Source organism: Streptomyces sp. SAS_270 (genome assembly GCF_052543295.1).
In genome coordinates, this window is record NZ_JBMNDS010000002.1 from 158,460 (window position 1) to 181,638 (window position 23,179).

A 23,179-nucleotide genomic window follows, 5' to 3' on the forward strand; every position below is an offset into this window, starting at 1 on the left:
CTTGGCGTGAGAGCCCCGCACACCGGCTGGTGTGGTCGTTGCCATGGACTTCCTTCTCTTACGTACTTTCGTACTTATGCGGGTGTACGGGTGGTCAGTTCTGTTACGCCGTGTGCGTCTGTCACGCCTTCTGCGGCCGATGCGTACGGGTGCGGGGGCCGCTGCGGGGCGACCCGGCAGTCGCCGAAGCTCTCCCGCAGCCGGGTCATCAGCTGGATGAGCAGCCCGACCTCGTCGTCGGACCAGTCGCTCAGACGGTCGGCGAGCAGTTGCGAGGTGCGCCGGGACAGCTCGTCGAGCCGCGCGCGCCCCGCCGCGGTGAGGTGGAGGATCCGCGAGCGCTTGTCGGCCGGGTCGGGGGACCGTTCGATCCAGCCGCGGTCGGCGACGTGTGCGACGTGGCGGCTGGTCACGGACATGTCCACGGCGAGCAGCTCGGCGAGCCGGCTCATCCGCATGTCCCCGTACTGGCCGAGCAGTGTCAGTACGGCGGCGGACCCGGCGGGACAGTCGTGCGGCAGGATCCGCCCCAGGTCCCTCTTCACGGCACCGACGGCACTGAGCTGACGAGCCAGCTCCTCGTACTGCGCCTGCTCCGCCATCACGCCTCCCGCATCGTTGCTTAGGGCAACCATAAGAAATGATGGTTGCTGCAGGCAAACGAATCCGGGTCTCCGGTCCTAAAAACTTGGTAAAGCGAGGTGGGGGTGCATGGCCCGTCCGGCGTTTGAGACGAGGCCGTCCAGGCCGAAACGGGGGTCCGGGGGCAGCGCCCCCAGGGGCCAGGACACCCCGGCCGCCCAAAAAACCGACCCGAACAACAACCCCGGCACTAGGGCAGCCCCCACGTATTCGCTAGGGTCCTGCCCCATGGCTAACACCCAGGGCCCTGAGGGCAACTACGACCCCGCGGGCAGCACCCAGATGTTCCGTGCCTTCGTCGACGAGGGCCCCCAGGGCCGACAGCAGCAGGCCGCGCCCGCTGCCGCCGGGCCCCGTGTCGGCCTGATCATCGGGGTGGTCGTCGCCGTGGCGATCATTGCCGCCGTGGCCTGGCTCGCCCTTTCGTAGAGGCGCCCCCGCCGGAAGACGTCACTTCCACCGGACGGACACGTCCCGCGTCTCGATGTGCATGCCCAGCGGCACCCGCCAGTCGTCGACGCACACCGTCCAGGTCTTCTCCTTCTTCGCGCCGGCGGCGATCGGCGCGGGAAGGCTCACAGTCGACCCGATCGTCGCCCAGTCGATGCCGAGCGCGCCGATGATGTGCGTCCCGAAGGTCACCGTGCCCGAACGCACCGCGGCGCCACCGGTGTTGCGGAAGGCGACGGTCACCTTCTCGCACCACCGCCGGTCGGTCGCCGCCCGCCGGGGTTCGCCGACGTTGAGCACGGCGGGCCCGGCCGGAGGGTTCGCGGGAGTGGTGCTCGGCGGCGCGGTGGACGTACCGGAGCCGCCCGAACTCCCGCTCGTCCGCCCGGAGCCACCGCCTCCGCCCGGCGTCGACGACGAGGGCGAGGCCGTGGACGTACGGCCGCTCGTGGCCCCTTTGTCGGAACCGCTGCCGCTGGAGCCGGAGCCGGCCCCGGCAGTGGACCGCGCCTCGGACGTCGCCGAGTCCGAAGCCGCCCCGCCCGGACTGCCCGAACCCCCCGGCCCATTGGCGCTGTTGGAGCTGTCCGAATTCTCGGACCCCTCAAGCGGTGCCAGTGAGACATCGCCCGTCGGGGCCGCCGCCGAAACGTGAGGTGGACCGCCCGCGGCGCCCACTGCCACGTATCCGCCGCCACCTCCGCCGCTTCCGCACGCGGCCAGCAGGGCACCCGCACAGACCACGGTCGCCGAGGCAGCCACAAGGGCACCTCGGCGACCACGTATTGACCCTCGACGCATCGCGCCAGTGTGTCTGACGATCCGTCAATTATGAAGATGCGGGGCGGTGTCGGGACGGTCAGTCGGAGATCAGGCCCTCTCGCAGCTGGGACAGCGTCCGGGTCAGCAGGCGGGAGACGTGCATCTGCGAGATGCCGACCTCCTCGCCGATCTGCGACTGGGTCATGTTCGCGAAGAAGCGAAGCATGATGATCCGGCGCTCGCGGGGCGGGAGTTTGGCCAGCAGGGGCTTGAGGGACTCGCGGTACTCGACGCCCTCAAGGGCGGTGTCCTCGTAGCCGAGGCGGTCCGCGAGGGAGCCCTCGCCGCCGTCGTCCTCGGGGGCGGGCGAGTCCAGGGACGAGGCCGTGTACGCGTTGCCGACCGCGAGGCCGTCGACCACGTCCTCCTCGGACACGCCCAGTACGACGGCGAGTTCGGCGACGGTCGGGGAGCGGTCGAGCTTCTGCGAGAGCTCGTCGCTGGCCTTGGTGAGGGCGAGCCGCAGCTCCTGGAGCCTGCGCGGCACCCGCACCGACCACGACGTGTCGCGGAAGAAGCGCTTGATCTCACCCACGACGGTCGGCATCGCGAACGTCGGGAACTCCACCCCGCGTTCGCAGTCGAAGCGGTCGATCGCCTTGATCAGGCCGATCGTGCCGACCTGGACGATGTCCTCCATCGGCTCGTTGCGGCTGCGGAAGCGGGCTGCCGCGTAGCGCACGAGCGGGAGGTTCAGCTCGATGAGGGTGTCCCGGACGTAGTTGCGCTCGGGGCTGTTCTCGTCCAGCGCGGCAAGCCGCAGGAACAGGGAGCGGGACAGGGTGCGGGTGTCGATGGCTTCCGAGGTCCTCAGAGCCGGTACTTCCGCGGCCGGGAGGGTCGGGGCCTCCACCGCCTCGGGGACCGGGACGTCGTGAAGCGCGTCGGGCGCCGGTTCGCTCTTCGTGAGCGTGAGCACCTTCGAGCTGCCCTGGTCTGCGGACATGCCACCCCCTTTGGGTCGCGGACGGTAGCGGCGGACGCTCCCGTCGGAGGAACGCAGCCTCCACCTGAATACCGGAGGCGAGGCCGCGGCAAACGCGCTTCCCGCAGAATGTCACATGTCGGCAACACGCTGTAGTGACATGTCGACATGTAGGGGGTGAATAGGCCCTGGAAAAGGGGGGTCTGGCGGTTTTTCAGCCCAGAAATGTCGGAAAGAAGCCCTGCGGGCGATTCAGTCCCACCGGTTACGCCTCGATCCTGTTTGCGGATCGAAGACGCGCGAAGCTTCGGGCGAGCAGCCTTGACACATGCATCTGGGAGACTCCCAGTTCGGCGCTGATCTGCGACTGGGTGAGATTGCTGTAGTAGCGCAGCAGGAGGATCCGCTGTTCGCGCTCGGGCAGTTGTACGAGCAGATGCCGTACGAGGTCACGGTGTTCGACCCCGTCGAGGGCCGGGTCCTCGTAGCCGAGCCGGTCGAGGAGACCCGGCAGCCCGTCGCCCTCCTGGGCCGCTTCGAGCGAGGTCGCGTGGTACGAGCGCCCCGCCTCGATGCAGGACAGGACGTCCTCCTCGGGGATCCGGAGCCGCTCGGCGATCTCGGCGGTCGTGGGCGAGCGCCCGAAGGCCGTGGTCAGGTCCTCCGTCGCGCTGTTCACCTGCACCCACAGCTCGTGCAGCCGGCGCGGGACGTGGACCGTGCGGACGTTGTCACGGAAGTACCGCTTGATCTCGCCGACGACGGTCGGCATCGCGAAGGTCGGGAACTGCACGCCCCGGTCGGGGTCGAAGCGGTCGATCGCGTTGATCAGCCCGATTGTCCCGACCTGGACCACGTCCTCCATCGGCTCGTTGCGGGAGCGGAAGCGGGCGGCCGCGTAGCGCACGAGCGGGAGGTTCGCCTCGATGAGCGCCCCCCGCACGCGGTGGTGCTCCGGCGTGCCCGGCGTCAGCTCCTTGAGCTGGCCGAAGAGCACCTGGGTGAGGGCCCTGGTCTCGGCGCCGCGCCGCTTCTCGGGCGCCGGGGCGGGGGCCTGGGCGGGAGTCTGGGCCTGGAGGGGGGCTTGGACCTGGATGTGGGCTTGGGATTGGGTCTGAGCCGGGGTCTGGGTCTGAGCCGGGGTCTGGGTCTGGGTCTGGGCCGGAGTCTGGACCTGAACCTGGGCGGGAGCGTTGGCTGCCGGGGCCTCGTCTTGGGGTGGCGCAGTACTGGCCGACACGGTCAACGCCACCTCTTAGTTCGTCAACGATCCGTCAACGTATCCGTCAACTCATCCGTCAAAAGCGGTCATAGCATCACAAGACATGTGCACTGTGTGCAAGCACCGCATAACACCGTGTTGAGGGGTGAGTTGGGGTATGCGACGCAAAAGAGCCCCCGCCGGTTCCGGCAGGGGACTCCATGGGGCTCTCGCGACTCGTCGCTCAGAAGGGATCGGAAGGGATCAGAAGGGATAGTCCGCGATCACCCAGGTGGCGAACTCGCGCCACAGTGCGACCCCCGCCTGGTGCGCGGGATGCTCCAAGTACCGCTTGAGCGCGTCGATGTCGTCGACCGCCGAGTTGATCGCGAAGTCGTACGCGATGGGCCGGTCGGTGATGTTCCAGTCGCATTCCCAGAACCTCAGTTCGGGGATCGTGCCGCCGAGCGCGCGGAACGCGGCGACGCCCTCGACGACGCGCGGGTCGTCGCGCTCGACGCCTTCGTTGAGCTTGAAGAGGACCAGATGGCGGATCACGGCGGCTCCAGACGTGCGGGCTAGGGGGTGTTTTGAAGGTCCTGTGCGGTGCCCGCGGTGTCCGGTGCGTGCCCTCGGTGTGCCGGGCGAAGGCTCTCGTACTGGACGTACTTGGGTCTTCGGCCGGTGCGGCGAGGGTGCGTGCCGGGCGCCGTGGGTGCTGTGCGGGGCTTTCAAAGCACCCTCTAGTTCTTGGCCCCGTTGGCCACCCACGTCATGAAGTCGCCGATGGAGGACGCGGCACTCGAAATGCCCTCGAACCCTATCTGGACATAGTCGGCGGCCTTGGCCGGGTCCGTGATGATCACGTAGAGCGCGAAGACCACGACGACAAAGACGGCGATCTTCTTTGCATTCACCGCCACCGCGGCCTCCCCTGTGACTGCTGCGCCCCGTGGGCCCTCTGTGGCCGATGACGCCCCGTGTTGCCGGCGGCGAGTCTAACCCGGACATGTGTGCGCAGGGTTTTGCGAGGTGGACGCACGAAGGGCCCCGTCTTTCGACGGGGCCCTTCAGAAGCGGTAGCGGAGGGATTTGAACCCTCGGTGACTTGCGCCACACTCGCTTTCGAGGCGAGCTCCTTCGGCCGCTCGGACACGCTACCGAGAGAGACCTTACCCCAAGCCGGGCCGTGCTCTGAAATCCGTTTCGGGGCCCGCCCGAGGCCCCGCGGAGGCGCCGGGTTCAGCGCTCGCGGAAGAAGTCCGTGAGCATGCGCGCGCACTCGTCGGCGAGCACGCCCTCGATCACCTCGGGCCGGTGGTTGAGCCGCCGGTCGCGTACGAGATCCCAGACGGACCCGGTCGCGCCCGCCTTCTCGTCGCGCGCCCCGTACACCACCCGGTCCACCCGGGACTGCACCAGCGCGCCCGCGCACATGACGCAGGGCTCCAGCGTGACGACGAGCGTGCAGCCGGACAGCCGCCACTCGCCGACCCGTTCGGCGGCGCGCCGGATCGCGAGGACCTCGGCGTGCGCCGTCGGATCGCCGGTGGCCTCGCGCTCGTTGTGCCCGGTCGCGAGCACCGTCGTACCGTCCGCGGACAGCACGACGGCGCCGACGGGAACATCCCCGCCCCGGACCGCCAGTTCGGCCTCGTCCAGGGCGAGCCGCATCGCGGCCCGCCAGCGGTCGCGTACCGGATCCTTGTGATGCGCCGAAGCCACCGGATCTGCCGGATCCGGTGGTGGCGTGTCGTCAGTGGTGCTCACCCGGGGAACCTAGCGGAAGGTCCCTGCCGGGCGGTTTCTGGCGGACGGTTCCTAGCGGACGGTTTCCAGGACCTCCGCGGCTCCCAGGGCCTCCGCGATCGTGTTGAGCGCGTCGCCTTCCACCAGGGCGAGCAGTTCCTTCTCGCTCACCCCGAGGTCGGCGAGGATGTCGCGGTCCCCGACGGGGCTGTGCGACACGGCCTCGCCGGACGGCTCGTCCTCCTCGTCCTCTGCGACGTCGTCGGGCTCACCGTCCTCCGTGCCGTCCAGGTCGAGGGAGTCCAGGTCGGCATCGTCGTCGCCCGGCTCCCGTCCTAGTAGTTCGTCCGTGAGCAGGATCTCGCCGTACGAGCTGCGGGCGGCGGCCGCCGCGTCCGAGACGTAGATGCGAGGGTCCTCCTCGCCGTCCACGCGGACGACGCCGAACCACGCGTCCTCCTGCTCGATGAGTACCAGGACCGTGTCAGCCTCCGAGGCTTCACGGGCCAGGTCGGTCAGATCCGACAGGCTCTCCACATCGTCGAGCTCTGTGTCGCTCGCTTCCCACCCGTCTTCGGTGCGCGCGAGCAGTGCGGCGAAGTACACCGTGACTCTCCCACTGGTCATAGGCGTGCCGGTTGGGGGTCCCCCCGGCGGAGGCTGTGGGCGGGGAGCGCTTCTCCGAGCCCGCCCACTCGGAATCGTGGCAGAAACAGAGCGTTCAGGGGACGTCTTCGGCCTGCTGTGTCTGCCTCTTTTGATCGCTGTCAGCGGATCGTACGCGGCTGTCGGCGCCGCACGCGCGCACCCGGGCCCCTGCGACACCCGGGCGGGGATGGTGCGGTGGCCTGCGAGTACACCGAAAGAAGGGGCCCGCGTCTACCAGCGGAAGGTGCGCATGCGCATGGCGTGGCGCAGCCGGGCCGCCTTGGCGCGCCGCGGCTGAACCCGGTCACGCAACTCGCGCGCCTCGGTCAGATCACGCAGGAACTGCGCCCGCCGCCTCCTGCGCTCGGCGTCGGTCTCCGGGTGCTCGGGCTGTTGCGAGCGAACGGGTTGTTCCGGGCGTACGGGCTGATCGGGTCCCGTGAGCTGTTCCGGCCGGGCGGGCCGATCGGGTCGCACGGGTTGTTCGCCTCGCACGGGTTGTTCGCCTCGTGCGGATTGTTCGCGTCGTGCGGGTTGCTCCCGCCGTGCGGGCTCTTCGCGCCGGACGGTTTGCTCCCGTCGTGCGGGCTGTTCCCGCTGTACGGGCTGCTCCCGCCACGCGGGTTGTCCCGGCCGGGCCGGCTGCTCCAGGGGCTCCGGCCACTTCGCGTCCAGTGCCGGGCGCGGCGCTTCCCGTCGCGCGTCTCGTGGCATATCGCGTATCGCCTCGCGTGGCGTATCGCGTGTCGTACTTCGTCGCGCGGCTTGTCGCGCATCCTGTCGCGCGTCTCGGCGCGGAGACTTCGCCTTCCGTTCCGGCATAGACACACCACCCCAGGTCCGTCCCTCCCACTTTCCCTCCGATGGGCGGTTTGATGCCAGCGCGAGGGTCCCTGGGGCACGGTTACTGTTATGGGCATGCGTCTCCACGTCGTCGACCACCCCCTGGTCGCCCATAAGCTCACCACCCTGCGCGACCGGCGCACCGACTCCCCGACCTTCCGCCGGCTCGCCGACGAGCTGGTCACCCTGCTCGCGTACGAGGCCACTCGCGACGTGCGCACCGAGCAGGTCGACATCGTGACCCCGGTCGGCCCGACCACGGGCGTCAAGCTCTCCTACCCGCGCCCGCTGGTCGTGCCGATCCTGCGGGCCGGCCTCGGCATGCTCGACGGCATGGTGCGGCTGCTGCCGACCGCCGAGGTGGGCTTCCTGGGCATGGTGCGCGACGAGGAGACGCTGCAGGCCTCCACGTACGCCACCCGTATGCCGGACGATCTCTCGGGCCGCCAGGTGTATGTCCTGGACCCGATGCTGGCCACCGGCGGCACGCTCGTCGCGGCGATCCAGGAGCTGATCAAGCGCGGTGCGGACGATGTGACCGCCGTGGTGCTCCTCGCCGCCCCGGAGGGCGTCGAGGTCATGGAGCGCGAGCTGGCGGGCACACCGGTGACCGTCGTGACCGCCGCGGTCGACGAGCGCCTCAACGAGCACGGCTACATCGTGCCGGGCCTGGGCGACGCGGGGGACCGGCTCTACGGAGCCGCCGAGTAGAGCTGCCGGTCAGCAGCTCTTCTGCGTGGCGGAGGACGTCGGCTGAGGCCTGGCCAGAGTGGTCAGGGCCTTGTCGGCGTCCTCTTTCTTTGTCAGCGCCGTGAAGCCGGTGCCGATGACGAGGTCGACCTCGGTGGCCTTCTTGCGGCCGTCGGTCTTCAGCTCGGCGCCCGAGAGCTGGGTGCTGAGCACCGGGAGCGCCGTGTCCGCGGCCGTCTTCGCGCCGAGCAGTATCCCGGGGCCCTTGACCTTCTTGTCGTAGGCGTCCGCCGCGTTGCCCACGTCGCCGATGCGGAACCCGCGCTTCTTCAGCTCGTCCGCGGTTTCCTTCGCGAGCCCGCTGCGGGGCGTGGCGTTGAAGACGTTGACGGTGATCCGGCCGGGTTTGAGGAGGGCCTTCGCGCCGGTGGCCGCGGTGCCGGTGGAGGCCGTGGCCGACGGGCTCGCCTTCGCCGCGCAGTCCGCCTTCGGCCCTGCGGCCGAGGCCTTGTCGCCGCCGCCCGTGAAGACGTCGATGAGCTGCAGGGTTCCCCAGCCGGCCAGTCCGAGTGCGGCCACGGACGCGATGACGGCGAACACGAGCCTGCGGCGCCCCCGTGGGCGGCGCATCCTCGGGTACTTGTCCCCCTTGATCCGGTACTGGCCGCCCATGCCTGGGGGAGTGAGCATGCTCATGGGCGCAGCGTAGTGCGCCGGGGCGGCGATGCCTACTAAATGATCATTGCCGGGTGCCCAGTCCAACCCGAACGGGTCAACCGGGCGGCCGGCCCGGGGGTCGAATCGGTCGACTCAAGAGGCGATCCACGGCCGCTTCCCGGCTGCGGGAGCGTGTCGGTCCGGCCGCTCAGCCCAGTTCGAGCACGCGGGCGTGGAGTACCTGGCGCTGCTGGAGCGCGGCGCGGACGGCGCGGTGCAGGCCGTCCTCCAGGTACAGGTCGCCCTGCCACTTCACGACGTGCGCGAAGAGGTCGCCGTAGAACGTGGAGTCCTCGGCGAGCAGTGTTTCCAGGTCGAGCTGGCCCTTGGTCGTCACGAGCTGATCGAGGCGGACCGGGCGCGGCGCGACGTCCGCCCACTGCCGGGTGCTTTCCCGGCCGTGGTCGGGGTATGGCCGGCCGTTTCCGATGCGCTTGAAGATCACACGGAAAGCCTACCGGTCAAGACCTTCCGGGCGCAGCCATGGCGCCGGAGTGCAGCGCTGGAAAAGACGCCGTAAATCCTCCGAAAACGGAAACATGGGTCTGATGTGAGGGGCAATGCGGCCGTTCCTCCGGTCCTCCGGCCGCCATCCCGGGTACGACCGGTGTCGCTCCCGACACGACCGGGAGTTTCCCCGCGCTCCCCGAGGGGTGCCACCAGATCGCTTCCGGGTACACCTTCTCGGCCCTGCCATGGATCTGGGCGCGGCGCCTCCGGGGCCTCGATGCGTGCCCGAAGCGCAGATGGCGTCACCGAGACCGCATCCCGCAAGCGAACAGCCGCGCCGCCCGCTCGCGCCGTCCCTGACCTGCTGCGATGCTTGATATACCAGCGATCGGCGGGAGGCGTCATGTTCACGAGAACTCGGGCCGGACTCGCGTCGCTTGCCGTGGCCGGCGTCATGTTCGTGCCAGTCGCGGCGGCGACCTCTGGGTACGCGGCGCCGTCGGTCGCGATGGCGCACTGCGCGCATCACACTGTCGGCACCTGCCGTGCCAACTCCCCCCACCCGAACGGGGCCACAGCCGAGTGCAAGGACGGCACGTACTCCTACAGCGCGCACTTCTCGGGCACGTGCTCCCATCACCACGGGGTGAAGTACTGGTACCGGTGAACGGACGGCCCCGCCGGACACGAACCGGCGAGGCCTTACCCCGCGGGTCAATACAGTCAGGGCGTCGGCTCTTTCTCGACCACCGGAGCACTTGCGGCGTTCGCCTTGACGGACTCGATCCCATTCATGCAGGACGCCTTGCTCTCGTACGCCTCGCCGACCGCGATTATCTCGCCGTTGCCCGCCTTGAGCCGGAACCGGTACTTCTCGGACTTGTCCCTGTAGACCTCGAACTTGCCTGCCATGGCGTGTCACCTCTCGGATGTGCCCCCTGCGGCGACGCCAAGCCGGAGTGCGGGGCCGCGCAGCTTGGGGGCGTCTGACGGGGACATCGGAGAGGTCGCGGCGCGGAAGCAGACCTCGAAGGCGTTCGGTCGGTACGCAGATTGGTCGGGAGATCAGTCGGTCGCTCTTCGGGACGGCGCGGGGGAGGCGGTAGGGCCGCCTCCGCCGGTCGGTCAGCGGCCGTGTTCCTGCGGGGGCTGCTGCGGCTTCTCTTCCTCCTTCGCCTGCGGTTTCGGTGTGCTGCGTACGGCCTCGGCGCGCAGCAGGGCGCGCAGGACGGCGTGGGGATCGACGGGCATGGTGATGTCCTTGCGTCGTACTGGTCGTGCGATGGCTGACGGATGGCCCGGAAGCCGGGTCCGTCAGCAGCGCAGGACCACCGAGCGCAGGGAGTACGGCAGCGGCGGCGCGGGGCGAGGGCGTACCTGCGGGGCGCCGGGCGCCCGGCCGAGGGCGGCGGGTGCGGGTGCGCGGCGCAGAGGTACGCAGGGGCGGCGGTGGGCGCTGCGGGCCGGTGGCTGCAGGACCGTGTCGAGGACGTCGTACTCCGCGATCTCGCCGGAGCCGGAGCCGGAGCCGGGACCGGAGCCGGCTCCTGTGCCGATGCCCGCACCCGACACGGTGGACGCCGCGTGCACCACACCCCCCACGGCGTGTGCGCCCGGCACCGTCAGGGCGAGCAGCAGCACGAGGGCCCGCAGCCAGGCATGGCTGCGCGGAAGGCTTCGTACGGTGCTCACGGAGGTCATCTCCCCTGTGCGCTTCCGGTGTTCATCACGCGGGCCACGAGATCCGCCCGCTCGGCGTACGTGAGCGGCGCGGTGTTGACGCGGGCAGGGTTCAGACCGTGCGCGGTACCTGCTGTGCGCGCCCCCGGATCCGGATCGCGGTGATGATCTCGACGACGCCGACCGCGACCAGCCAGATACCGCCGACCAGGGTGAGTACCGCCACCGACCTGAACGGCGAGTCGATCAGCACGATTCCGGCGACGAAGGTGAGGATCCCGAGGAAGATCTGCCAGCCGCGGGCCGGCATGTTCCGGTCCGAGGCCGCGGCCAGGGTCTGGGTGATCCCGCGGATGAGCCAGCCGATGCCGATCCACAGGGCGAGCAGCAGGATCGACTGCATCGGGCCGCGGAAGCAGAACAGGCCCAGCAGAATCGACAGGGCGCCGCTGATGAAGGCCAGCACGCGCAGCGAGGTCGTCCGGTGCGTGCCGAAGGCGGAGACCAGCTGGAAGACGCCGCTGATCACGAGGTAGAGACCGAACAGGATCCCGGCGGCGAACAGGGAGGCGCCGGGCCACACCAGCACCAGGACGCCCAGGATCAGCGAAGCGATCCCGGTGACCAGGACGACCTGCCAGGCGGCGCGCGAGAGGGCGTGCAGGGGGCCCTCGAAGGGCGGTTCGGGTTCGTGCTCGCCGGGCGGACGCCGGGCGTGGGCCCCGCGGTCGTCGTACTCCGGGCTCCAGGAAGTACCACTCGGTGTCTCGCTCATGATCCATGCTGGGACCGCGTACGACACCGCCGCCACCTGGGACGGGCCACCCGAATGACGGAGCGGCCACCCGGGCCGGCCATCCCGGCACCGGCCCGCTCGGCCTACTTCCCGGTCCCGGCCCCGGCCGCCTTCGCCGCCTTCGCCGCCGCCTTCATCTCCTGCTTGTGCGCCCGCACCTTGACCAGCGACTCGGGCCCGGTGATGTCGGCGACGGACCGGAAGGACTTCGCCTCGCCGTAGGCGCCCGCGGCCTCCCGCCATCCCTTCGGACGTACGCCGAGCTGCTTGCCCAGCAGCGCCAGGAAGATCTGGGCCTTCTGCTTGCCGAAGCCGGGCAGCTCCTCCAGCCGCCGCAGCAGCTCCGGCCCGTCGTCGACGCCCTTCCAGACCAGCTCGGCGTTCCCGTCGTAGTGTTCGACGAGGTATTCGCACAGCTGCTGGATCCGCTTGGCCATGGACCCCGGGTAGCGATGCACGGCAGGTTTCTCCGACAGCAGCGCGACGAACGCCTCCGGGTCGTGGACGGCGATCTCGTGCGCGTCCAGATCCTCGGCGCCCAGCCGCCTGGCGACGGTCGAGGGCCCCTTGAACGCCCACTCCATCGGCACCTGCTGGTCCAGCAGCATCCCGACCAGCGCGGCGAGCGGCGACCGCCCGAGCAGCTCGTCGGCCTCGGGGTCCTGGGCGAGGTGAAGAGTGACGTCCATGCCCCGATCATGCCCCGGCGTGCGCCAGAGCTCCACCGCGTCGCAGGTCGTCCGTGTCGACACCGGTCACCCCGCCCGCCAGTACCCCAGCGCATGCACCCGCTGCTTGGGAACGCCCAGCTCCCTGCGGACGTACGACGACAGGGTGCGGGTCGTTGTCGTGTCGCAGGCGATCCAGAGGTATGGGTCGGGGGTGGCGGTCAGCAGGTCGGGGAGGTCGGCGCGTACGCGGGAGACCAGGTGGGCGCCGGAGTCCAGGCGCAGGACGTGGCGTGTGTCGTGCCGGGTCGGGTCGGTGCGGAAGGGCAGGTCGTCGCCGTCGCCCTCGAACCAGATGGTCGCCGGTACCGGATCGAGGGCGTCGAGCAGCGAGTTGAGGGCGGGCAGAGAGGCCGGGTCGGCGATCGCGAAGAGGTGGGAGGGCCCTGGGGCGGGCCGTTCGAAGCCCGTGCCGTGGACGGTCGCCTCGACGGTGTCGCCGGGCTTCGCCGCCCGCGCCCAGTCGCTGGCGACCCCGTCGTGCAGCGCGAACTCCAGGCCGAAGGTGCCGGCCGCCGGGTCGGGGTCGACCAGCGTGTAGGCCCGCTGATGCGGCCTGCCCGCGTTGTCGAACCACAGCCGGACCCACATCGTCGGGTGGACGCCGGTCGCGGCGAGCATGCCGCCGTCGGTGAGGTGGACGCGGCGGTAGTGCGGGGTGACGTCCTCGGCGTCCGTCACGGTGAAGGTGAAGTCCTTCGCGCGCAGCAGCTTGAGGACCGCGCCCTCCCAGCCATGACCCTGGCCCATCCGCCGTCTCCGCCCCTCGCGTACGCTTTCACCACGAATTAAGTTAGGTTAGCCTAACCTGAAAAGAGTGGGGAAGAATCGTGGCCGTCGAGATCTGCCGTGACGACTGGGGGATCCCGCATCTGCGCGCGGGCAGCGCACGCGAACTCGCCCACGCCCAGGGCCGCGTCACCGCCCTCGACCGCGCCTGGCAGTTGGAGGTCGAACGGCACCGCTCGCAGGGCACCTCGGCCGCGTTCCTCGGCGCCGAAGCCGCCGGCTGGGACCGCCTGGCCCGCCGCGCCCGCCTCGACGACACCGCCCGGCGCTGCTTCGCCGCCCTGGAACGGCGCGATCCGGAGACCGCCGACTGGATCGTCGCGTACGTCGACGGGGTGAACGAAGGGCTGGCGGAAGGGGCCCGGCACGCACCCGAGTTCGCCGCGGCCGGGCTCGCCCCCGGGCGCTGGGAACCCTGGTCCCCCTTCGGCGTCTGGCTGGGCACGCACCTTCTGTTCGCGGGCTTTCCCGCCAAGCTGTGGCGCGAGGAGGCCGTACGGCACCTGGGCGCGGACGCGGTCGGGCTGTTCGCCACCGACGGGCCCGGGACCTCCGGCAGCAACGGCTGGCTCGTCTCCGGCGAGCGCACCACCACCGGGCTCCCGGTCATCGCGGGCGACCCCCACCGCTTCATCGAGGACCCCGGCGTCTACCAGCAGATCCACCTCGCCTGCCCCGAGTTCGACGTCGTCGGCCTCGCCGTCCCCGGCGTCCCGGGCATCGCCCACTTCGCCCACACCGGCCATGTCGCGTGGGCGATCACCAACGCCATGGCCGACTACCAGGACCTCTACCGCGAGCGGCTCAGACGCCGGGGCGCGCAGGTCGAGGCCCTCGATCCCGACGGCGCGTGGCGGCCCGTCGCCCGGCACGTGGAGACGTTCGAGGTCGCGGGCGGCGAACCGGTCGAGGTCGAGGTCGTCGAGACCCCGCGCGGACCTGTTGTCATCGGCGGAGCCGACGGAGGCACCGGAGCCGACGGGGACACCGGAGCTCCCGGGCCGATCAGCCTCCGCTACCCGCCCCGCGTCACCGACGACCTCGGCTTCAGCGCGCTGCTCCCCCTTCTGCGGGCCCGCCGGGTCGCCGACGTGGACCGCGCCTTCGACGCCTGGGTCGAGCCCGTGAACGTCGTGCAGGCCGCCGACACCGAGGGCGGTCTGCTGCACCGGGTGGCCGGCCGGGTGCCGGTGCGCGCCGCGGCGAACCGTACGCGGATCGTGGCCGCGTGGGAGCCCGGCCACGAGTGGCAGGGCTGGCACGAGATGCCGTACGGCACCGTCGACGACGGCATCGCCGTCATGGCGAACCAGCGCGGCCCCGCCACCCCCCTCGGCGTCGAGTTCGCCCCACCGCACCGCGCCACGCGCATCCGGCACCTCCTCTCGGACCGGGTCGAGTGGTCGGCGTCGGACATGCCCGCCGTCCATACGGACACGCATCTCGCCTCCGCCGCAGCCCTGTTGGACCACCTCGCCGCCCTGCCGGACGAGCGGCTCAGCCCGGCCGCCGCCGAACTCACCGCCCAACTCCTGTGCTGGGACCGGCACATGGAGGCGAGCAGCACCGGGGCCGCCGCGTTCGCCGCCGTCCGCAGTGCGGTCGTACGACGGCTCGCCGCGCACCCCGCCTTCGCGTGCCTGACCTCCCCCACTCTCGGCTCCGCTCGACCGGGGGGACCCCCGTCGCCCGCGTACCCGGACGTCTTCCGGCCGTGGCTGGCGCTCACCCCGCGGGTCGCCTTCGCTCTCGAACACCTCCTTACGGCACGGGAGTTGTACGGCGTCGACCGCACGGTCGTGGTCCGCGAGGCCATCGAGGAGGTGGCCGCCCTGCAGCCGAAGGGCACCTGGGGCGACACCCACCGCCTGGCCCCCTGGCGGGCGCTCGCCACCACGTCGTACGACGAACCGGGTCTGTCCGGGGACCACGACTGCGTGCTGTGCACCTCCGCCGTGCCGGGCCTCACCGACCTGGCGGCGCGCGGGCCCGCCGCCCGCTACGTCTGGGACCTGGCCCGCCGCGACGACAGCCTCTGGGTGGTCCCTTTCGGCGCCTCCGGAATCCCCGGCTCGCGCCACCATCGCGACCAACTCCCCTTGTGGCTCAAGGGAGATCTGGCCCCGGTCGTGACCGACTGGAACCACCTGACCAACCCCTCCCAGAAACCCGAGGAAAAGGAGACCGCGTCCGATGTCTGAGCCGTACGCCCCCGCCCGCGCCGCCGTCCACGAGCAGGTCGTCGACGGCTTCGGAACCGTCCGCATCCTGCCCCTCGACCCCCGTGCCGACCTGGACGTCGTGCACGGCTGGGTGAGCGAGGAGCGCGCCGCGTTCTGGGGCATGACCGGGCTGAGCCGGGAGCAGGTCCTGGAGACGTACGTCCATCTGGACTCGCTCGACACCCACCACGCCTTCCTCGTGGTCGGGAACGGCGAACCCGTCGCCCTCTTCCAGACCTATGAGCCCGAGGCCGACCGTGTCAGCGAGTGCTACGACGTCGAGCCCGGCGACATCGGCGTCCACGTCCTCATCGGCCCCTCCGGAAAGGGCGGCGCCCGCCCCGGCTTCTCCGCCGCCCTGCTGAGCGCCTTCACCTCGTACGTGCTGCTCGGGCTCGGCCGCCGCCGTGTCGTGGTCGACCCCGACGAGCGCAACGAGAAGGCCATCGCACGCTTCCTCCGCCAGGGCTTCGTCGCCGGGCCCTCCGTCGTCCTGCCCGAGATCGACCTGCCGGACGTGTACCTGCCGGAGAAGCGCGCCCGACTCGCCTTCCTCACGCGGGAGACGGTCTTCGGAAGTGTCACCCGGTAGGCGGCTTTCGGCGGCGTCGTACGGTGACCGGGTGACCCCTGAAGACCTGATCGCGCACTACGCGTTGGAGCCCATCCCCCGAGAGGGCGGCCTCTTCCGCCGTACGTGGGCGGGGCCCGAGCGCGCGGACGGCCGCCCCGAAGGTTCCGCGATCGTCGCCCTGCTCACCGCCGAACCGGACGACTACTCGGCCCTCCACCGGCTCCCCACCGACGAGATCTGGCACTTCTACCTCGGCGACCCGCTGGAGATGCTCCTCCTCGCCCCCGACGGAACCTCCCGCACGGCCGTCCTCGGCCCCGACGTACTCGGCGGCCAGCACCCGCAGTTCACCGTCCCCGCGGGCACCTGGATGGGCGCGCAGGTCATCGCGGGCGGCGCCTGGTCGTTCTTCGGCTGCACGATGGCCCCCGGATTCACCTACGGCGACTACGAACACGGGGACGCCGCCGAACTGGCCGCCCGCCATCCCGCGGAGGCGGCGCGGATCACCGGGCTGGGCCGCCCGTGACGGCGCCCGGACCACTCCCGGCACTCCTTGCCGGGCAGGTCGCCCTCGTGACCGGGGCCGCGGGCGGCATCGGCCGCGGGATCGCGCTGCGGCTCGCCCGGGCGGGGGCGGCGGTCGCCGTGCACGCCCGTACGTCGGACCCCGGTGAAGTGGTGGACGCCGTACGGGAGTCGGGCGGGGCGGCGGTCGCGCTGCGGGGCGATCTGCGGGGCGAGGAGGACTGCCGACGGGTGGTCCGGGAGGCGGCGGAGTGGGGCGGAACGCTGACTTCGCTGGTCAACAACGCGGGCGTACAGCCGGTTCAGCAGCTGCCCGGCATGTCCCTGGCCGACTGGAGGGCCGTGGTCGACACCAACCTGTCGAGCGTCTTCGCCTGCACCCAGGCGGCCGCGGAGATCATGCGGGAGACCGGCGGCGGCACCATCACCCACATCGCCTCCATCGAGGCCGGCCACCCCGCCCCGCTGCACGCCCACTACTCCGCCTCCAAGGCCGCCGTCGTCATGCACGCCCGCGCCGCGGCCCTCGAATACGGGCCGCACGGCATCCGCGTGAACACCGTCTCGCCCGGTCTGGTCGACCGTGAAGGACTCGCCGAGGCCTGGCCGGACGGTGTACGGCGCTGGCAACAGGCCGCGCCCACCGGGAGGTTGGGCCGCCCCGAGGACATCGGCGACGCCTGCGTGTTCCTCGCCTCACCGATGGCGTCCTGGATCACCGGCCACGACCTGGTGGTCGACGGAGGGGTGTCGACGCGGCCGACCTGGTGAGGGAGCGACTGAGGGCGCGAACGCGGTGAGCACACCACGGTGCCCGTCCGTATACCCGTACACCTGGATACCCGGATCCGGAGACGGAGAGCGCGACGTGGGCGTACGGCAGCAAGAAGGACACGGTGGCGCACGAGGCCCGGTGGCGGGAGCGGAACCCGGCGGACGACGGCGGGTCCTTCGCGGCCTGGTGCTGCTCGGCGCCGTGCTGGGCCTGCTCCTCCTCGGCGGGGCGGGCACCGCGTCCGCGCACGCCGGCCTCAGCAGCGTCGACCCGGGCGACGGAGCCGTCCTGAAGTCGGCCCCGCGTGCCGTCACGCTGACCTTCACCGAGTCCGTCGGCCTCCTCGACGGCTCCTTCCGTGTTCTCGACCCCGCCAACCGGCGCGTCCACACCGGCGAACCGCAGCACGCGGACGGCCGCTCCGACACCGCCCGCGTGACCCTGCCGCGCGACCTGGGCACCGGCACCTTCACCGTCGCCTGGCGTGTCGTCTCGGCGGACAGCCACCCCGTCTCGGGCGCGTTCACGTTCTCCGTCGGCAAACGCTCCGCCACCACGGCGGCGGTGCCGGACACCCCCGTCGAGGACCCGGCCACGGGCAGCCTCTACGACATCGCCCGCTACGGCGCCTACACCGCGCTCGCCCTTCTCATCGGCACCGCCGTCTTCGCCCTCGTCTGCCGCCCGAACGACATCGCGCCGCTGAAGCAGCCACTCCTCGCCGGCTGGTGGACCCTGCTCGCCACCACACTCGCGCTGCTCGTACTGCGCGGCCCGTACGAGACGGGCAGCGGCCCCGCGACGGCCTTCGACCCGTCCGCCCTGCGCCACACCCTCACCAGCTGCCCCGGAGTGGCGCTCCTGGCAAGGCTGGTGCTCCTGGCGGTGGCGGCCGCGCTGTTCCTACGACTGCGCAGGCGGGCCGATCAGGCACGGCCGACCCCCGCCCTGCTCGCCGTGGGCGCCGCGCTCTGCGTCGGTCTGGCGCTGACCTGGGTCTCCGCCGAGCACGCCTCCGCGGGAATCCAGGTGCCGCTGGCGATGACGTCCTCGATCCTGCACCTGCTCGCCATGGCGGTCTGGCTCGGCGGACTCGCCGCCCTGCTCATCACCCTCTACCGCTCCCGTTCCGCAGCCCCCCTCCCCGCGACCGCCCTCCCCCGCTTCTCCCGCCTCGCCTTCACCTCCGTGACCGTCCTGACCCTCACCGGCATCTACCAGTCCTGGCGCGGCCTCGGCTCCTGGCACGCCCTCACCTCCACGTCGTACGGCGGAATCCTGATCGCCAAGCTGTGCGCGGTGGCTCTGATGCTGGCGGCGGCGGGGGTCTCGCGGAGGTGGACGGCTCGGTTGGCGGGGGCTGGGGTGGGGACGGAGGCGAAGGTGGAGTCGCCGGAGAAGGAGCGCGTGCTGGAGACGGTGGGGGGATCGTCGACGGCGGCGGCCTCGACGGCTGCGGCGGCCACGGCCGATGCGCCGTCGGCTGCAACGACCACGGCCGATGCCCCGTTGGTTGAGGCGGCTACCGTCGACGCCTCGTCGGTTGAGGCGGCTACCGGCGTTGCCGCGCCCGAGGACGCACCGCCCCCGGTTCCTCTCCGTGGTCTGCGCCGCTCGGTCCTGGCCGAAGTCGCCGTCGGCATCGTGGTGTTGGTGATCACCACGGTGCTCACGGGCACGCTGCCGGGGCGGGCCGCCACCGAGGCGTCGGCCGCCACGGGCACGGGGTCGACGGCGGGAGAGCCCACCTCGTCCACCACGGTGATCCCCTTCGACGTAGGCACCCCGAACGGTCACGGCACGGTGCAGATCACCCTCGAACCGAGCCGCGTCGGCGAGAACACCGTCCAGGCCGTGGTGTTCGGCCCCGACGGAGGCGTCTCCACGGTCCCCGAACTGCGCCTCACCTTCACCCTGGCCGACCAGAAGATCGGCCCCCTCGACGCCGACCTCACCGACCAGGGCGGCTACTGGGGCACGGAGGCGGTCAACCTGCCGTTCCCCGGCACCTGGACGATGAAGGTGACGGTCCGGGTCTCCGAACTGGACCAGGTGACCGCGTCGAAGACGGTACGAATCGTGCGCTGAATCTCGCCCATGAGGGCCGGATACCCCGGCTGCTTCTGCATTACGGTTCCGGGAAGCGCAGGACCTTGCTGGGGGAGAATCGTTGAGCGCTCGGATTCTGGTCGCCGAAGACGACGAGAAACAGTCCCGACTGATCCGGATCTATCTGGAGCGGGAGGGAAACGCGGTGCAGGTCGTGGCCGACGGCCGCGCGGCGCTGGAACGGGCGCGTTCGGCGAAGCCGGATCTCATCGTTCTCGATGTGATGCTGCCGTTGGTCGACGGGCTCGATGTGTGCCGCATTCTGCGCACCGAGTCAGATGTCCCGATACTGCTGCTCACCGCCCGCACGACCGAGGAGGACATGCTCCTCGGCCTCGACCTCGGCGCCGACGACTACCTCACCAAGCCGTACAGTCCCCGCGAACTGACCGCGCGGGTACGTGCGTTGCTGCGCAGGTCCAAGAAGGCCGGCGGCGCGGCGGAGCCCGCGGTGCTGCGGGTCGGTGAGGTGGAACTGGACACCGCGCGCTTCGAAGTCCGGGTGGAGGGGCGGCCGGTGGCGCTGACCGCCAAGGAGTTCTCCATCCTGGAGGCACTGGCCCGTGAACCGGGCCGGGTCTTCACCCGGGCGCAGATCATCGAGCGCGTCTTCGGGTTCGACCAGGACGTGCAGGTGCGGACCGTCGACGCGCACGTGATGAATCTGCGCCGGAAGCTGGCGGCGGAGCCGGGCCGGGCCGGCCACCTGGAGACGGTGTACGGGCGGGGCTATCGCCTCGCCGACGGTTCGGGCTCAACGCCCTCCTGACGCGCCGTCGCCTGATCTGCGATCGCCTGAAGCGCTGCCGCCTGATGTGCGATCGCCTGAAGCGCTGCCGCCTGATCTGCGATCGCCCGATGCGCCGTCGCCTCCCGGAGCCGTGGGCAGTACGACCGTGAACGTCGTGCCCTCCCCGACCGTGCTGAGCACATCGATCGTCCCCCTGTGGTCGGTGACGATCTGACGGGCGATGGACAGCCCGAGGCCGCTGCCGCCGGTCGCCCGGCCCCGTGACGCGTCCGCTCGCCAGAAACGGTCGAAGAGATGCGGCAGGTCCTTTGCCGGTATTCCCTTGCCGGTGTCCCGTACTTCCACGACGGCCAGCTCATCGTGCGGGATCAGGGCCAGGGTCACGATGCCGCCCGGCTCGGTGGCCCGCAGTGCGTTGCCGGCCAGGTTGCCGACGACCTGGCGCAGCCGGTCAGGGTCGGCGGTCACGAACACGGGCCGTGGTGCCTCCAGTTCGAGCGCGACGCCCGCCGCCTCGGCCTGGGCGCGGTGGGCCCTGCGGCTGGTCTCCAGGAGCTCGCGCAGGTCGACCTCGGAGCGGTGATAGGTGAGCGCGCCTGCCTCTGCCAGGGCGAGATCCTGGAGATCGTCGACGATCCGCTGCTGCAGGAGCGCCTCCTCGTGGAGGGAGGCGAGCAGTTCCGGGGTCGCCTCGACGACCCCGTCCCGCAGCGCCTCCAGATAGCCGCGCAGATTGGCCAGCGGTGTGCGCAGTTCATGCGCGATGTCACTGGTGAGGCGGCGCTGGCGTGCCTCGCCGGCCTGGATGGAGTCGGCCATGCGGTTGAAGGCGCCGCCGAGTTGCGCGATCTCGTCGCGGCCGGAGACGGGGACGCGCCGCGCCAGGTCGCCCTCGCCCAGCCCCTTCGCCGCGAGTGTCATGGCTCGGACGGGGCGCAGTACGGCCCTGCTCAGAAGCAGAGCGCCGAGGATGACCGCGAGGGCGACGCCCACCGCGACTGCCACGGTGGGCGTGGCGGCCAGGGTGGGCGGGGACTCGTTCCGGACGCCGAGGTGGATCTCCAGGCGTGGCGGAGCGACGGAAGCGGCCCGCTCGTTGAACACCCGCTGCACGCAGCCGGCGAACCGCTGTTCGGACTCGCACACCCGCAGCGCGTCGAAATCCTGCTGGATGCGCGGATCCGCTGCCCCGTTGGGCTCCGCGCACCGCGCCGGTCGGCGGCCCGTACTGATCCGGGGGACACCCCGGTCGTCCGGCCGGGCCGTCGGCTCGGCCCCCGCCCGCGTCAGACAGGCCGCGTACACCACTGCCGCCCGGTAGTCGGCGATCGCCTGGGCGGTCTGCTTCAGCGAGAGCCGCGGTGCCAGGCCCTCGGGGAGCCGCAGGACGGGACGCGGGTCGACCAGGACCGGGGGCTGGCTGCTCAGCGCGCGGGGATCACGACCGGCGAGGGCGTCGGAGTCGGCGAGCAGGACGCCGGACTCCGTGGCGACCCGGACGCGCTGGCCGGTGTCCCTCGCGAGCCCGGCCACCGTCGGCGAGAGTCCGTCCCAGGTGCCGTGCGCGAACCCGTACGCGCGGAGTTCGCCGGTGATCCGGGAGGTCTCCTGCCGGCCGGCCGTGACGGTCTCCTGCACCTGGCGGTTCGCCTGGCGCAAGGTGAGCCAGGCGGTGGCGGCGGTGGCGGCCATCGCGACCAGCATCAGCAGGGCGAGGACCCGGAGCCGGAAACTCATCGCACGGGACTCCTCATCGCACGGGACTCCTTCTGAGTGGTGCCAGGTCAGGCGGTCCGGGGGCGGCCTCGGCCGAGACCGCCCCCAGGTCCGTACGAAGGTCACCGTACGGAAGGCCACCGGCTTCGGGTCGGCTCACGTACCGGACAGCGCCTCCGTCGGTGACAGCCTGCTGGCCCGGACTGCCGGATACAGGCCGGCCACCATGCCGATGGCGAGCGTCGAGCCGATGCCCGCCGCGCTCGCCCACGCCGGGACGACCGTCGGCCAGTCGCGGCTGAGGGCGTATCCGGCGGTGATGAGCGTGCCGAGCACCGTTCCGCCGAGCCCGCCGATCAGCGACAGCAGCAGGGACTCCGTGACGAACTGCGTGCGGATCTGACCGCGCGTCGCCCCCAGGGCACGGCGCAGGCCGATCTCGGGGCGGCGTTCCAGGACCGAGATGACCATGGTGTTGCCGACGCCGACCCCGCCGACCAGGAGTGCCACGCCGCCGAGGCCGAGCAGCAGTCCGGTCAGAGCCGACTCGGTCGCCTCGCGGGCCGCGAGAGCGTCGGAGGGGCGGGAGACCTGCACCTCGCCGGGCCTCTCGGGGTACGCGGTGGCCGCCAGCACCGCCCGTACGGACGTGACCCGGCTGTCCTCGGCACGGACGTACACCGTCGAGGGATGGCCGTCGAAGCGCAGGTACTTCTCGGCTGCCGGCCAGCCGACCAGAGCGGCACTGTCGATCTCCGGTGCGAGCGGCACCGGATCCAGGACGCCGATCAGCGAGAACCAGCGATCGCCGAGCCAGACCCGGGTGCCGGGGGTGTACACGTCGAGCCGCCGGGCGGCGGTCGAGCCGAGCACGACAGCCGGGTACTCCTGCGTCACGGAGTCCAGCCAGCGGCCCTTGCGGACCTTTCCGCCCACGGCAGGCAGCAGATCGGCGCCGGCCGCCAGGACGTGCAGGGAGCCGGTGTGGCCGATGGCGATGCGTTCGTTGCGGTAGATGTCGGCCCCGGTCTCGCCGGTGGCGGCGACCTGTTGCACCGGGGGAACACGGCGGATCATGGCCACGGACTCCGGCGGGAGCTTGGCCTCGTCGCCGGTGAGGGTCTGGCCAGGGGCCACCCGCAGCAGATTCGTGCCGAGGGCGTCGAGCCGGCGGTCGACCTCCGCCTGCCCGGAGCCGGAGATGCCGACCACCGCGATCATCGCGGCGACGCCGATGGCGATGCCGAGCGCGGAGAGGAAGACGCGCAGCGGACGAGTGCGCAGGCCGGTGCCGCCGAGCCGTACGACGTCGGCGGGAACGAGCCGCGCGGCGCGTAGCCGCGACGGGGCGGGGGTCGAGGCCCGGGTGGGGGT

29 protein-coding genes and 1 tRNA gene are annotated in these 23,179 nt (G+C 71.3%); 10 read left to right on the plus strand and 20 right to left on the minus strand.

Annotated features, from left to right (window positions below):
* Nucleotides 1-74: 74 nt before the first annotated feature.
* Nucleotides 75-602, minus strand: a complete 528-nt coding sequence (locus ACN6LB_RS02150) for a MarR family winged helix-turn-helix transcriptional regulator (protein WP_445024292.1) — start codon at nucleotides 600-602, stop codon at nucleotides 75-77.
* A 268-nt stretch (nucleotides 603-870) separates the two neighbouring features.
* Between ACN6LB_RS02150 and ACN6LB_RS02155 the strand changes: the two genes are divergently transcribed.
* Entirely contained in the window at nucleotides 871-1,071 is a 201-nt protein-coding gene (locus tag ACN6LB_RS02155) for a hypothetical protein (protein WP_356132342.1), read from the plus strand.
* 21 nt (nucleotides 1,072-1,092) lie between these two features.
* Here the strand turns inward: ACN6LB_RS02155 and ACN6LB_RS02160 are convergent, their stop codons facing one another.
* Nucleotides 1,093-1,335 (minus strand): hypothetical protein, encoded by a 243-nt coding sequence (locus ACN6LB_RS02160; RefSeq protein ID WP_356132345.1) that lies wholly within the window; start codon nucleotides 1,333-1,335, stop codon nucleotides 1,093-1,095.
* Nucleotides 1,336-1,384: 49 nt separating this feature from the next.
* Here ACN6LB_RS02160 and ACN6LB_RS02165 point away from each other — a divergent pair, with 49 nt between their 5' ends.
* Nucleotides 1,385-1,747 (plus strand): hypothetical protein, encoded by a 363-nt coding sequence (locus tag ACN6LB_RS02165; RefSeq protein ID WP_445024293.1) that lies wholly within the window; start codon nucleotides 1,385-1,387, stop codon nucleotides 1,745-1,747.
* 204 nt (nucleotides 1,748-1,951) lie between these two features.
* On the opposite strand, the gene ACN6LB_RS02170 is transcribed toward ACN6LB_RS02165, so the two are convergent.
* The 8 genes from ACN6LB_RS02170 to ACN6LB_RS02205 form a co-directional block, all read right to left on the minus strand.
* On the minus strand, nucleotides 1,952-2,860 hold the full coding sequence (locus ACN6LB_RS02170; RefSeq protein ID WP_356132350.1) for an RNA polymerase sigma factor SigF: 909 nt from the start codon (nucleotides 2,858-2,860) through the stop codon (nucleotides 1,952-1,954).
* A gap of 244 nt (nucleotides 2,861-3,104) precedes the next feature.
* Complete coding sequence (locus tag ACN6LB_RS02175) at nucleotides 3,105-4,079, minus strand: RNA polymerase sigma factor SigF (RefSeq protein ID WP_356132353.1); 975 nt, start codon at nucleotides 4,077-4,079, stop codon at nucleotides 3,105-3,107.
* A 225-nt stretch (nucleotides 4,080-4,304) separates the two neighbouring features.
* Nucleotides 4,305-4,598 (minus strand): Dabb family protein, encoded by a 294-nt coding sequence (locus ACN6LB_RS02180; protein WP_356132356.1) that lies wholly within the window; start codon nucleotides 4,596-4,598, stop codon nucleotides 4,305-4,307.
* Between the two features lie 185 nt (nucleotides 4,599-4,783).
* Complete coding sequence (locus ACN6LB_RS02185; RefSeq protein ID WP_356132359.1) at nucleotides 4,784-4,963, minus strand: hypothetical protein; 180 nt, start codon at nucleotides 4,961-4,963, stop codon at nucleotides 4,784-4,786.
* A 154-nt stretch (nucleotides 4,964-5,117) separates the two neighbouring features.
* Nucleotides 5,118-5,202 (minus strand) — tRNA-Ser (locus tag ACN6LB_RS02190).
* 80 nt (nucleotides 5,203-5,282) lie between these two features.
* Nucleotides 5,283-5,714 carry a tRNA adenosine(34) deaminase TadA gene (gene tadA, locus ACN6LB_RS02195; RefSeq protein ID WP_356132462.1) on the minus strand — a complete coding sequence of 144 codons (432 nt, stop codon included), beginning with the start codon at nucleotides 5,712-5,714 and terminating at the stop codon, nucleotides 5,283-5,285.
* Nucleotides 5,715-5,861: 147 nt separating this feature from the next.
* On the minus strand, nucleotides 5,862-6,395 hold the full coding sequence (locus tag ACN6LB_RS02200; RefSeq protein ID WP_356132464.1) for a tRNA adenosine deaminase-associated protein: 534 nt from the start codon (nucleotides 6,393-6,395) through the stop codon (nucleotides 5,862-5,864).
* 273 nt (nucleotides 6,396-6,668) lie between these two features.
* Nucleotides 6,669-6,914, minus strand: coding sequence for a hypothetical protein (locus ACN6LB_RS02205; protein WP_356132466.1), 246 nt, complete (start codon nucleotides 6,912-6,914; stop codon nucleotides 6,669-6,671).
* A gap of 441 nt (nucleotides 6,915-7,355) precedes the next feature.
* On the opposite strand from ACN6LB_RS02205, the gene upp reads away from it, so the two are divergent.
* Nucleotides 7,356-7,991 carry a uracil phosphoribosyltransferase gene (gene upp / locus ACN6LB_RS02210; RefSeq protein ID WP_356132362.1) on the plus strand — a complete coding sequence of 212 codons (636 nt, stop codon included), beginning with the start codon at nucleotides 7,356-7,358 and terminating at the stop codon, nucleotides 7,989-7,991.
* Between the two features lie 9 nt (nucleotides 7,992-8,000).
* On the opposite strand, the gene ACN6LB_RS02215 is transcribed toward upp, so the two are convergent.
* On the minus strand, nucleotides 8,001-8,642 hold the full coding sequence (locus ACN6LB_RS02215; protein WP_356132468.1) for a LytR C-terminal domain-containing protein: 642 nt from the start codon (nucleotides 8,640-8,642) through the stop codon (nucleotides 8,001-8,003).
* Nucleotides 8,643-8,835: 193 nt separating this feature from the next.
* Nucleotides 8,836-9,132 (minus strand): type II toxin-antitoxin system VapB family antitoxin, encoded by a 297-nt coding sequence (locus tag ACN6LB_RS02220; protein ID WP_003955420.1) that lies wholly within the window; start codon nucleotides 9,130-9,132, stop codon nucleotides 8,836-8,838.
* 408 nt (nucleotides 9,133-9,540) lie between these two features.
* Between ACN6LB_RS02220 and ACN6LB_RS02225 the strand changes: the two genes are divergently transcribed.
* On the plus strand, nucleotides 9,541-9,804 hold the full coding sequence (locus tag ACN6LB_RS02225) for a DUF3761 domain-containing protein (RefSeq protein ID WP_356132365.1): 264 nt from the start codon (nucleotides 9,541-9,543) through the stop codon (nucleotides 9,802-9,804).
* Between the two features lie 56 nt (nucleotides 9,805-9,860).
* Here the strand turns inward: ACN6LB_RS02225 and ACN6LB_RS02230 are convergent, their stop codons facing one another.
* The 6 genes from ACN6LB_RS02230 to ACN6LB_RS02255 form a co-directional block, all read right to left on the minus strand.
* Nucleotides 9,861-10,049: a YegP family protein gene (locus ACN6LB_RS02230; RefSeq protein WP_445024294.1), complete on the minus strand. Its 189-nt coding sequence runs from the start codon at nucleotides 10,047-10,049 to the stop codon at nucleotides 9,861-9,863.
* Nucleotides 10,050-10,262: 213 nt separating this feature from the next.
* Nucleotides 10,263-10,388 carry a hypothetical protein gene (locus ACN6LB_RS02235; protein ID WP_445024295.1) on the minus strand — a complete coding sequence of 42 codons (126 nt, stop codon included), beginning with the start codon at nucleotides 10,386-10,388 and terminating at the stop codon, nucleotides 10,263-10,265.
* Nucleotides 10,389-10,451: 63 nt separating this feature from the next.
* Nucleotides 10,452-10,829: a hypothetical protein gene (locus tag ACN6LB_RS02240; protein ID WP_445024296.1), complete on the minus strand. Its 378-nt coding sequence runs from the start codon at nucleotides 10,827-10,829 to the stop codon at nucleotides 10,452-10,454.
* 100 nt (nucleotides 10,830-10,929) lie between these two features.
* Complete coding sequence (locus ACN6LB_RS02245) at nucleotides 10,930-11,592, minus strand: HdeD family acid-resistance protein (protein WP_356132377.1); 663 nt, start codon at nucleotides 11,590-11,592, stop codon at nucleotides 10,930-10,932.
* Between the two features lie 104 nt (nucleotides 11,593-11,696).
* Nucleotides 11,697-12,302 (minus strand): HhH-GPD-type base excision DNA repair protein, encoded by a 606-nt coding sequence (locus ACN6LB_RS02250; RefSeq protein ID WP_445024297.1) that lies wholly within the window; start codon nucleotides 12,300-12,302, stop codon nucleotides 11,697-11,699.
* Nucleotides 12,303-12,368: 66 nt separating this feature from the next.
* The gene (locus ACN6LB_RS02255) at nucleotides 12,369-13,091 is read right to left on the minus strand and encodes a siderophore-interacting protein (protein ID WP_445024298.1); all 723 of its coding nucleotides are present in this window, start codon (nucleotides 13,089-13,091) and stop codon (nucleotides 12,369-12,371) included.
* A gap of 80 nt (nucleotides 13,092-13,171) precedes the next feature.
* Here ACN6LB_RS02255 and ACN6LB_RS02260 point away from each other — a divergent pair, with 80 nt between their 5' ends.
* The 6 genes from ACN6LB_RS02260 (at nucleotide 13,172) to ACN6LB_RS02285 (ending at nucleotide 20,107) form a co-directional block, all read left to right on the plus strand.
* Nucleotides 13,172-15,331 (plus strand): penicillin acylase family protein, encoded by a 2,160-nt coding sequence (locus tag ACN6LB_RS02260; RefSeq protein WP_445024299.1) that lies wholly within the window; start codon nucleotides 13,172-13,174, stop codon nucleotides 15,329-15,331.
* Nucleotides 15,324-15,944, plus strand: coding sequence for a GNAT family N-acetyltransferase (locus tag ACN6LB_RS02265; protein ID WP_445024300.1), 621 nt, complete (start codon nucleotides 15,324-15,326; stop codon nucleotides 15,942-15,944). Before ACN6LB_RS02260 ends, ACN6LB_RS02265 begins: the two co-directional genes overlap by 8 nt.
* A 31-nt stretch (nucleotides 15,945-15,975) precedes the next feature.
* Nucleotides 15,976-16,455, plus strand: coding sequence for a cupin domain-containing protein (locus tag ACN6LB_RS02270; RefSeq protein WP_445024301.1), 480 nt, complete (start codon nucleotides 15,976-15,978; stop codon nucleotides 16,453-16,455).
* Nucleotides 16,452-17,225: an SDR family NAD(P)-dependent oxidoreductase gene (locus ACN6LB_RS02275; RefSeq protein WP_445024302.1), complete on the plus strand. Its 774-nt coding sequence runs from the start codon at nucleotides 16,452-16,454 to the stop codon at nucleotides 17,223-17,225. Before ACN6LB_RS02270 ends, ACN6LB_RS02275 begins: the two co-directional genes overlap by 4 nt.
* Nucleotides 17,226-17,415: 190 nt before the next feature.
* Nucleotides 17,416-19,317, plus strand: a complete 1,902-nt coding sequence (locus ACN6LB_RS02280; protein WP_445024366.1) for a copper resistance CopC/CopD family protein — start codon at nucleotides 17,416-17,418, stop codon at nucleotides 19,315-19,317.
* 82 nt (nucleotides 19,318-19,399) lie between these two features.
* Complete coding sequence (locus ACN6LB_RS02285) at nucleotides 19,400-20,107, plus strand: response regulator transcription factor (RefSeq protein WP_445024303.1); 708 nt, start codon at nucleotides 19,400-19,402, stop codon at nucleotides 20,105-20,107.
* Here ACN6LB_RS02285 and ACN6LB_RS02290 read toward each other — a convergent pair.
* Nucleotides 20,093-21,826, minus strand: a complete 1,734-nt coding sequence (locus tag ACN6LB_RS02290; RefSeq protein ID WP_445024304.1) for a sensor histidine kinase — start codon at nucleotides 21,824-21,826, stop codon at nucleotides 20,093-20,095. The genes ACN6LB_RS02285 and ACN6LB_RS02290 overlap by 15 nt on opposite strands.
* Nucleotides 21,827-21,961: 135 nt before the next feature.
* Complete coding sequence (locus ACN6LB_RS02295) at nucleotides 21,962-23,089, minus strand: ABC transporter permease (RefSeq protein ID WP_445024367.1); 1,128 nt, start codon at nucleotides 23,087-23,089, stop codon at nucleotides 21,962-21,964.
* Nucleotides 23,090-23,179 lie beyond the last annotated feature (90 nt).

Excerpts from the sequence above, each read along its gene's own strand:
- tadA (WP_356132462.1), bottom strand. The coding sequence starts at position 5,714 with ATGCGGCTCGCCCTGGACGAGGCCGAACTGGCGGTCCGGGGCGGGGAT.
- ACN6LB_RS02255 (WP_445024298.1), bottom strand. The coding sequence starts at position 13,091 with ATGGGCCAGGGTCATGGCTGGGAGGGCGCGGTCCTCAAGCTGCTGCGC.
- ACN6LB_RS02150 (WP_445024292.1), bottom strand. The coding sequence starts at position 602 with ATGGCGGAGCAGGCGCAGTACGAGGAGCTGGCTCGTCAGCTCAGTGCC.
- ACN6LB_RS02230 (WP_445024294.1), bottom strand. The coding sequence starts at position 10,049 with ATGGCAGGCAAGTTCGAGGTCTACAGGGACAAGTCCGAGAAGTACCGG.
- ACN6LB_RS02155 (WP_356132342.1), top strand. The coding sequence starts at position 871 with ATGGCTAACACCCAGGGCCCTGAGGGCAACTACGACCCCGCGGGCAGC.
- ACN6LB_RS02290 (WP_445024304.1), bottom strand. The coding sequence starts at position 21,826 with ATGAGTTTCCGGCTCCGGGTCCTCGCCCTGCTGATGCTGGTCGCGATG.
- ACN6LB_RS02235 (WP_445024295.1), bottom strand. The coding sequence starts at position 10,388 with ATGCCCGTCGATCCCCACGCCGTCCTGCGCGCCCTGCTGCGCGCCGAG.
- ACN6LB_RS02250 (WP_445024297.1), bottom strand. The coding sequence starts at position 12,302 with ATGGACGTCACTCTTCACCTCGCCCAGGACCCCGAGGCCGACGAGCTG.
- ACN6LB_RS02245 (WP_356132377.1), bottom strand. The coding sequence starts at position 11,592 with ATGAGCGAGACACCGAGTGGTACTTCCTGGAGCCCGGAGTACGACGAC.
- ACN6LB_RS02265 (WP_445024300.1), top strand. The coding sequence starts at position 15,324 with ATGTCTGAGCCGTACGCCCCCGCCCGCGCCGCCGTCCACGAGCAGGTC.
- ACN6LB_RS02170 (WP_356132350.1), bottom strand. The coding sequence starts at position 2,860 with ATGTCCGCAGACCAGGGCAGCTCGAAGGTGCTCACGCTCACGAAGAGC.
- upp (WP_356132362.1), top strand. The coding sequence starts at position 7,356 with ATGCGTCTCCACGTCGTCGACCACCCCCTGGTCGCCCATAAGCTCACC.
- ACN6LB_RS02215 (WP_356132468.1), bottom strand. The coding sequence starts at position 8,642 with ATGGGCGGCCAGTACCGGATCAAGGGGGACAAGTACCCGAGGATGCGC.
- ACN6LB_RS02225 (WP_356132365.1), top strand. The coding sequence starts at position 9,541 with ATGTTCACGAGAACTCGGGCCGGACTCGCGTCGCTTGCCGTGGCCGGC.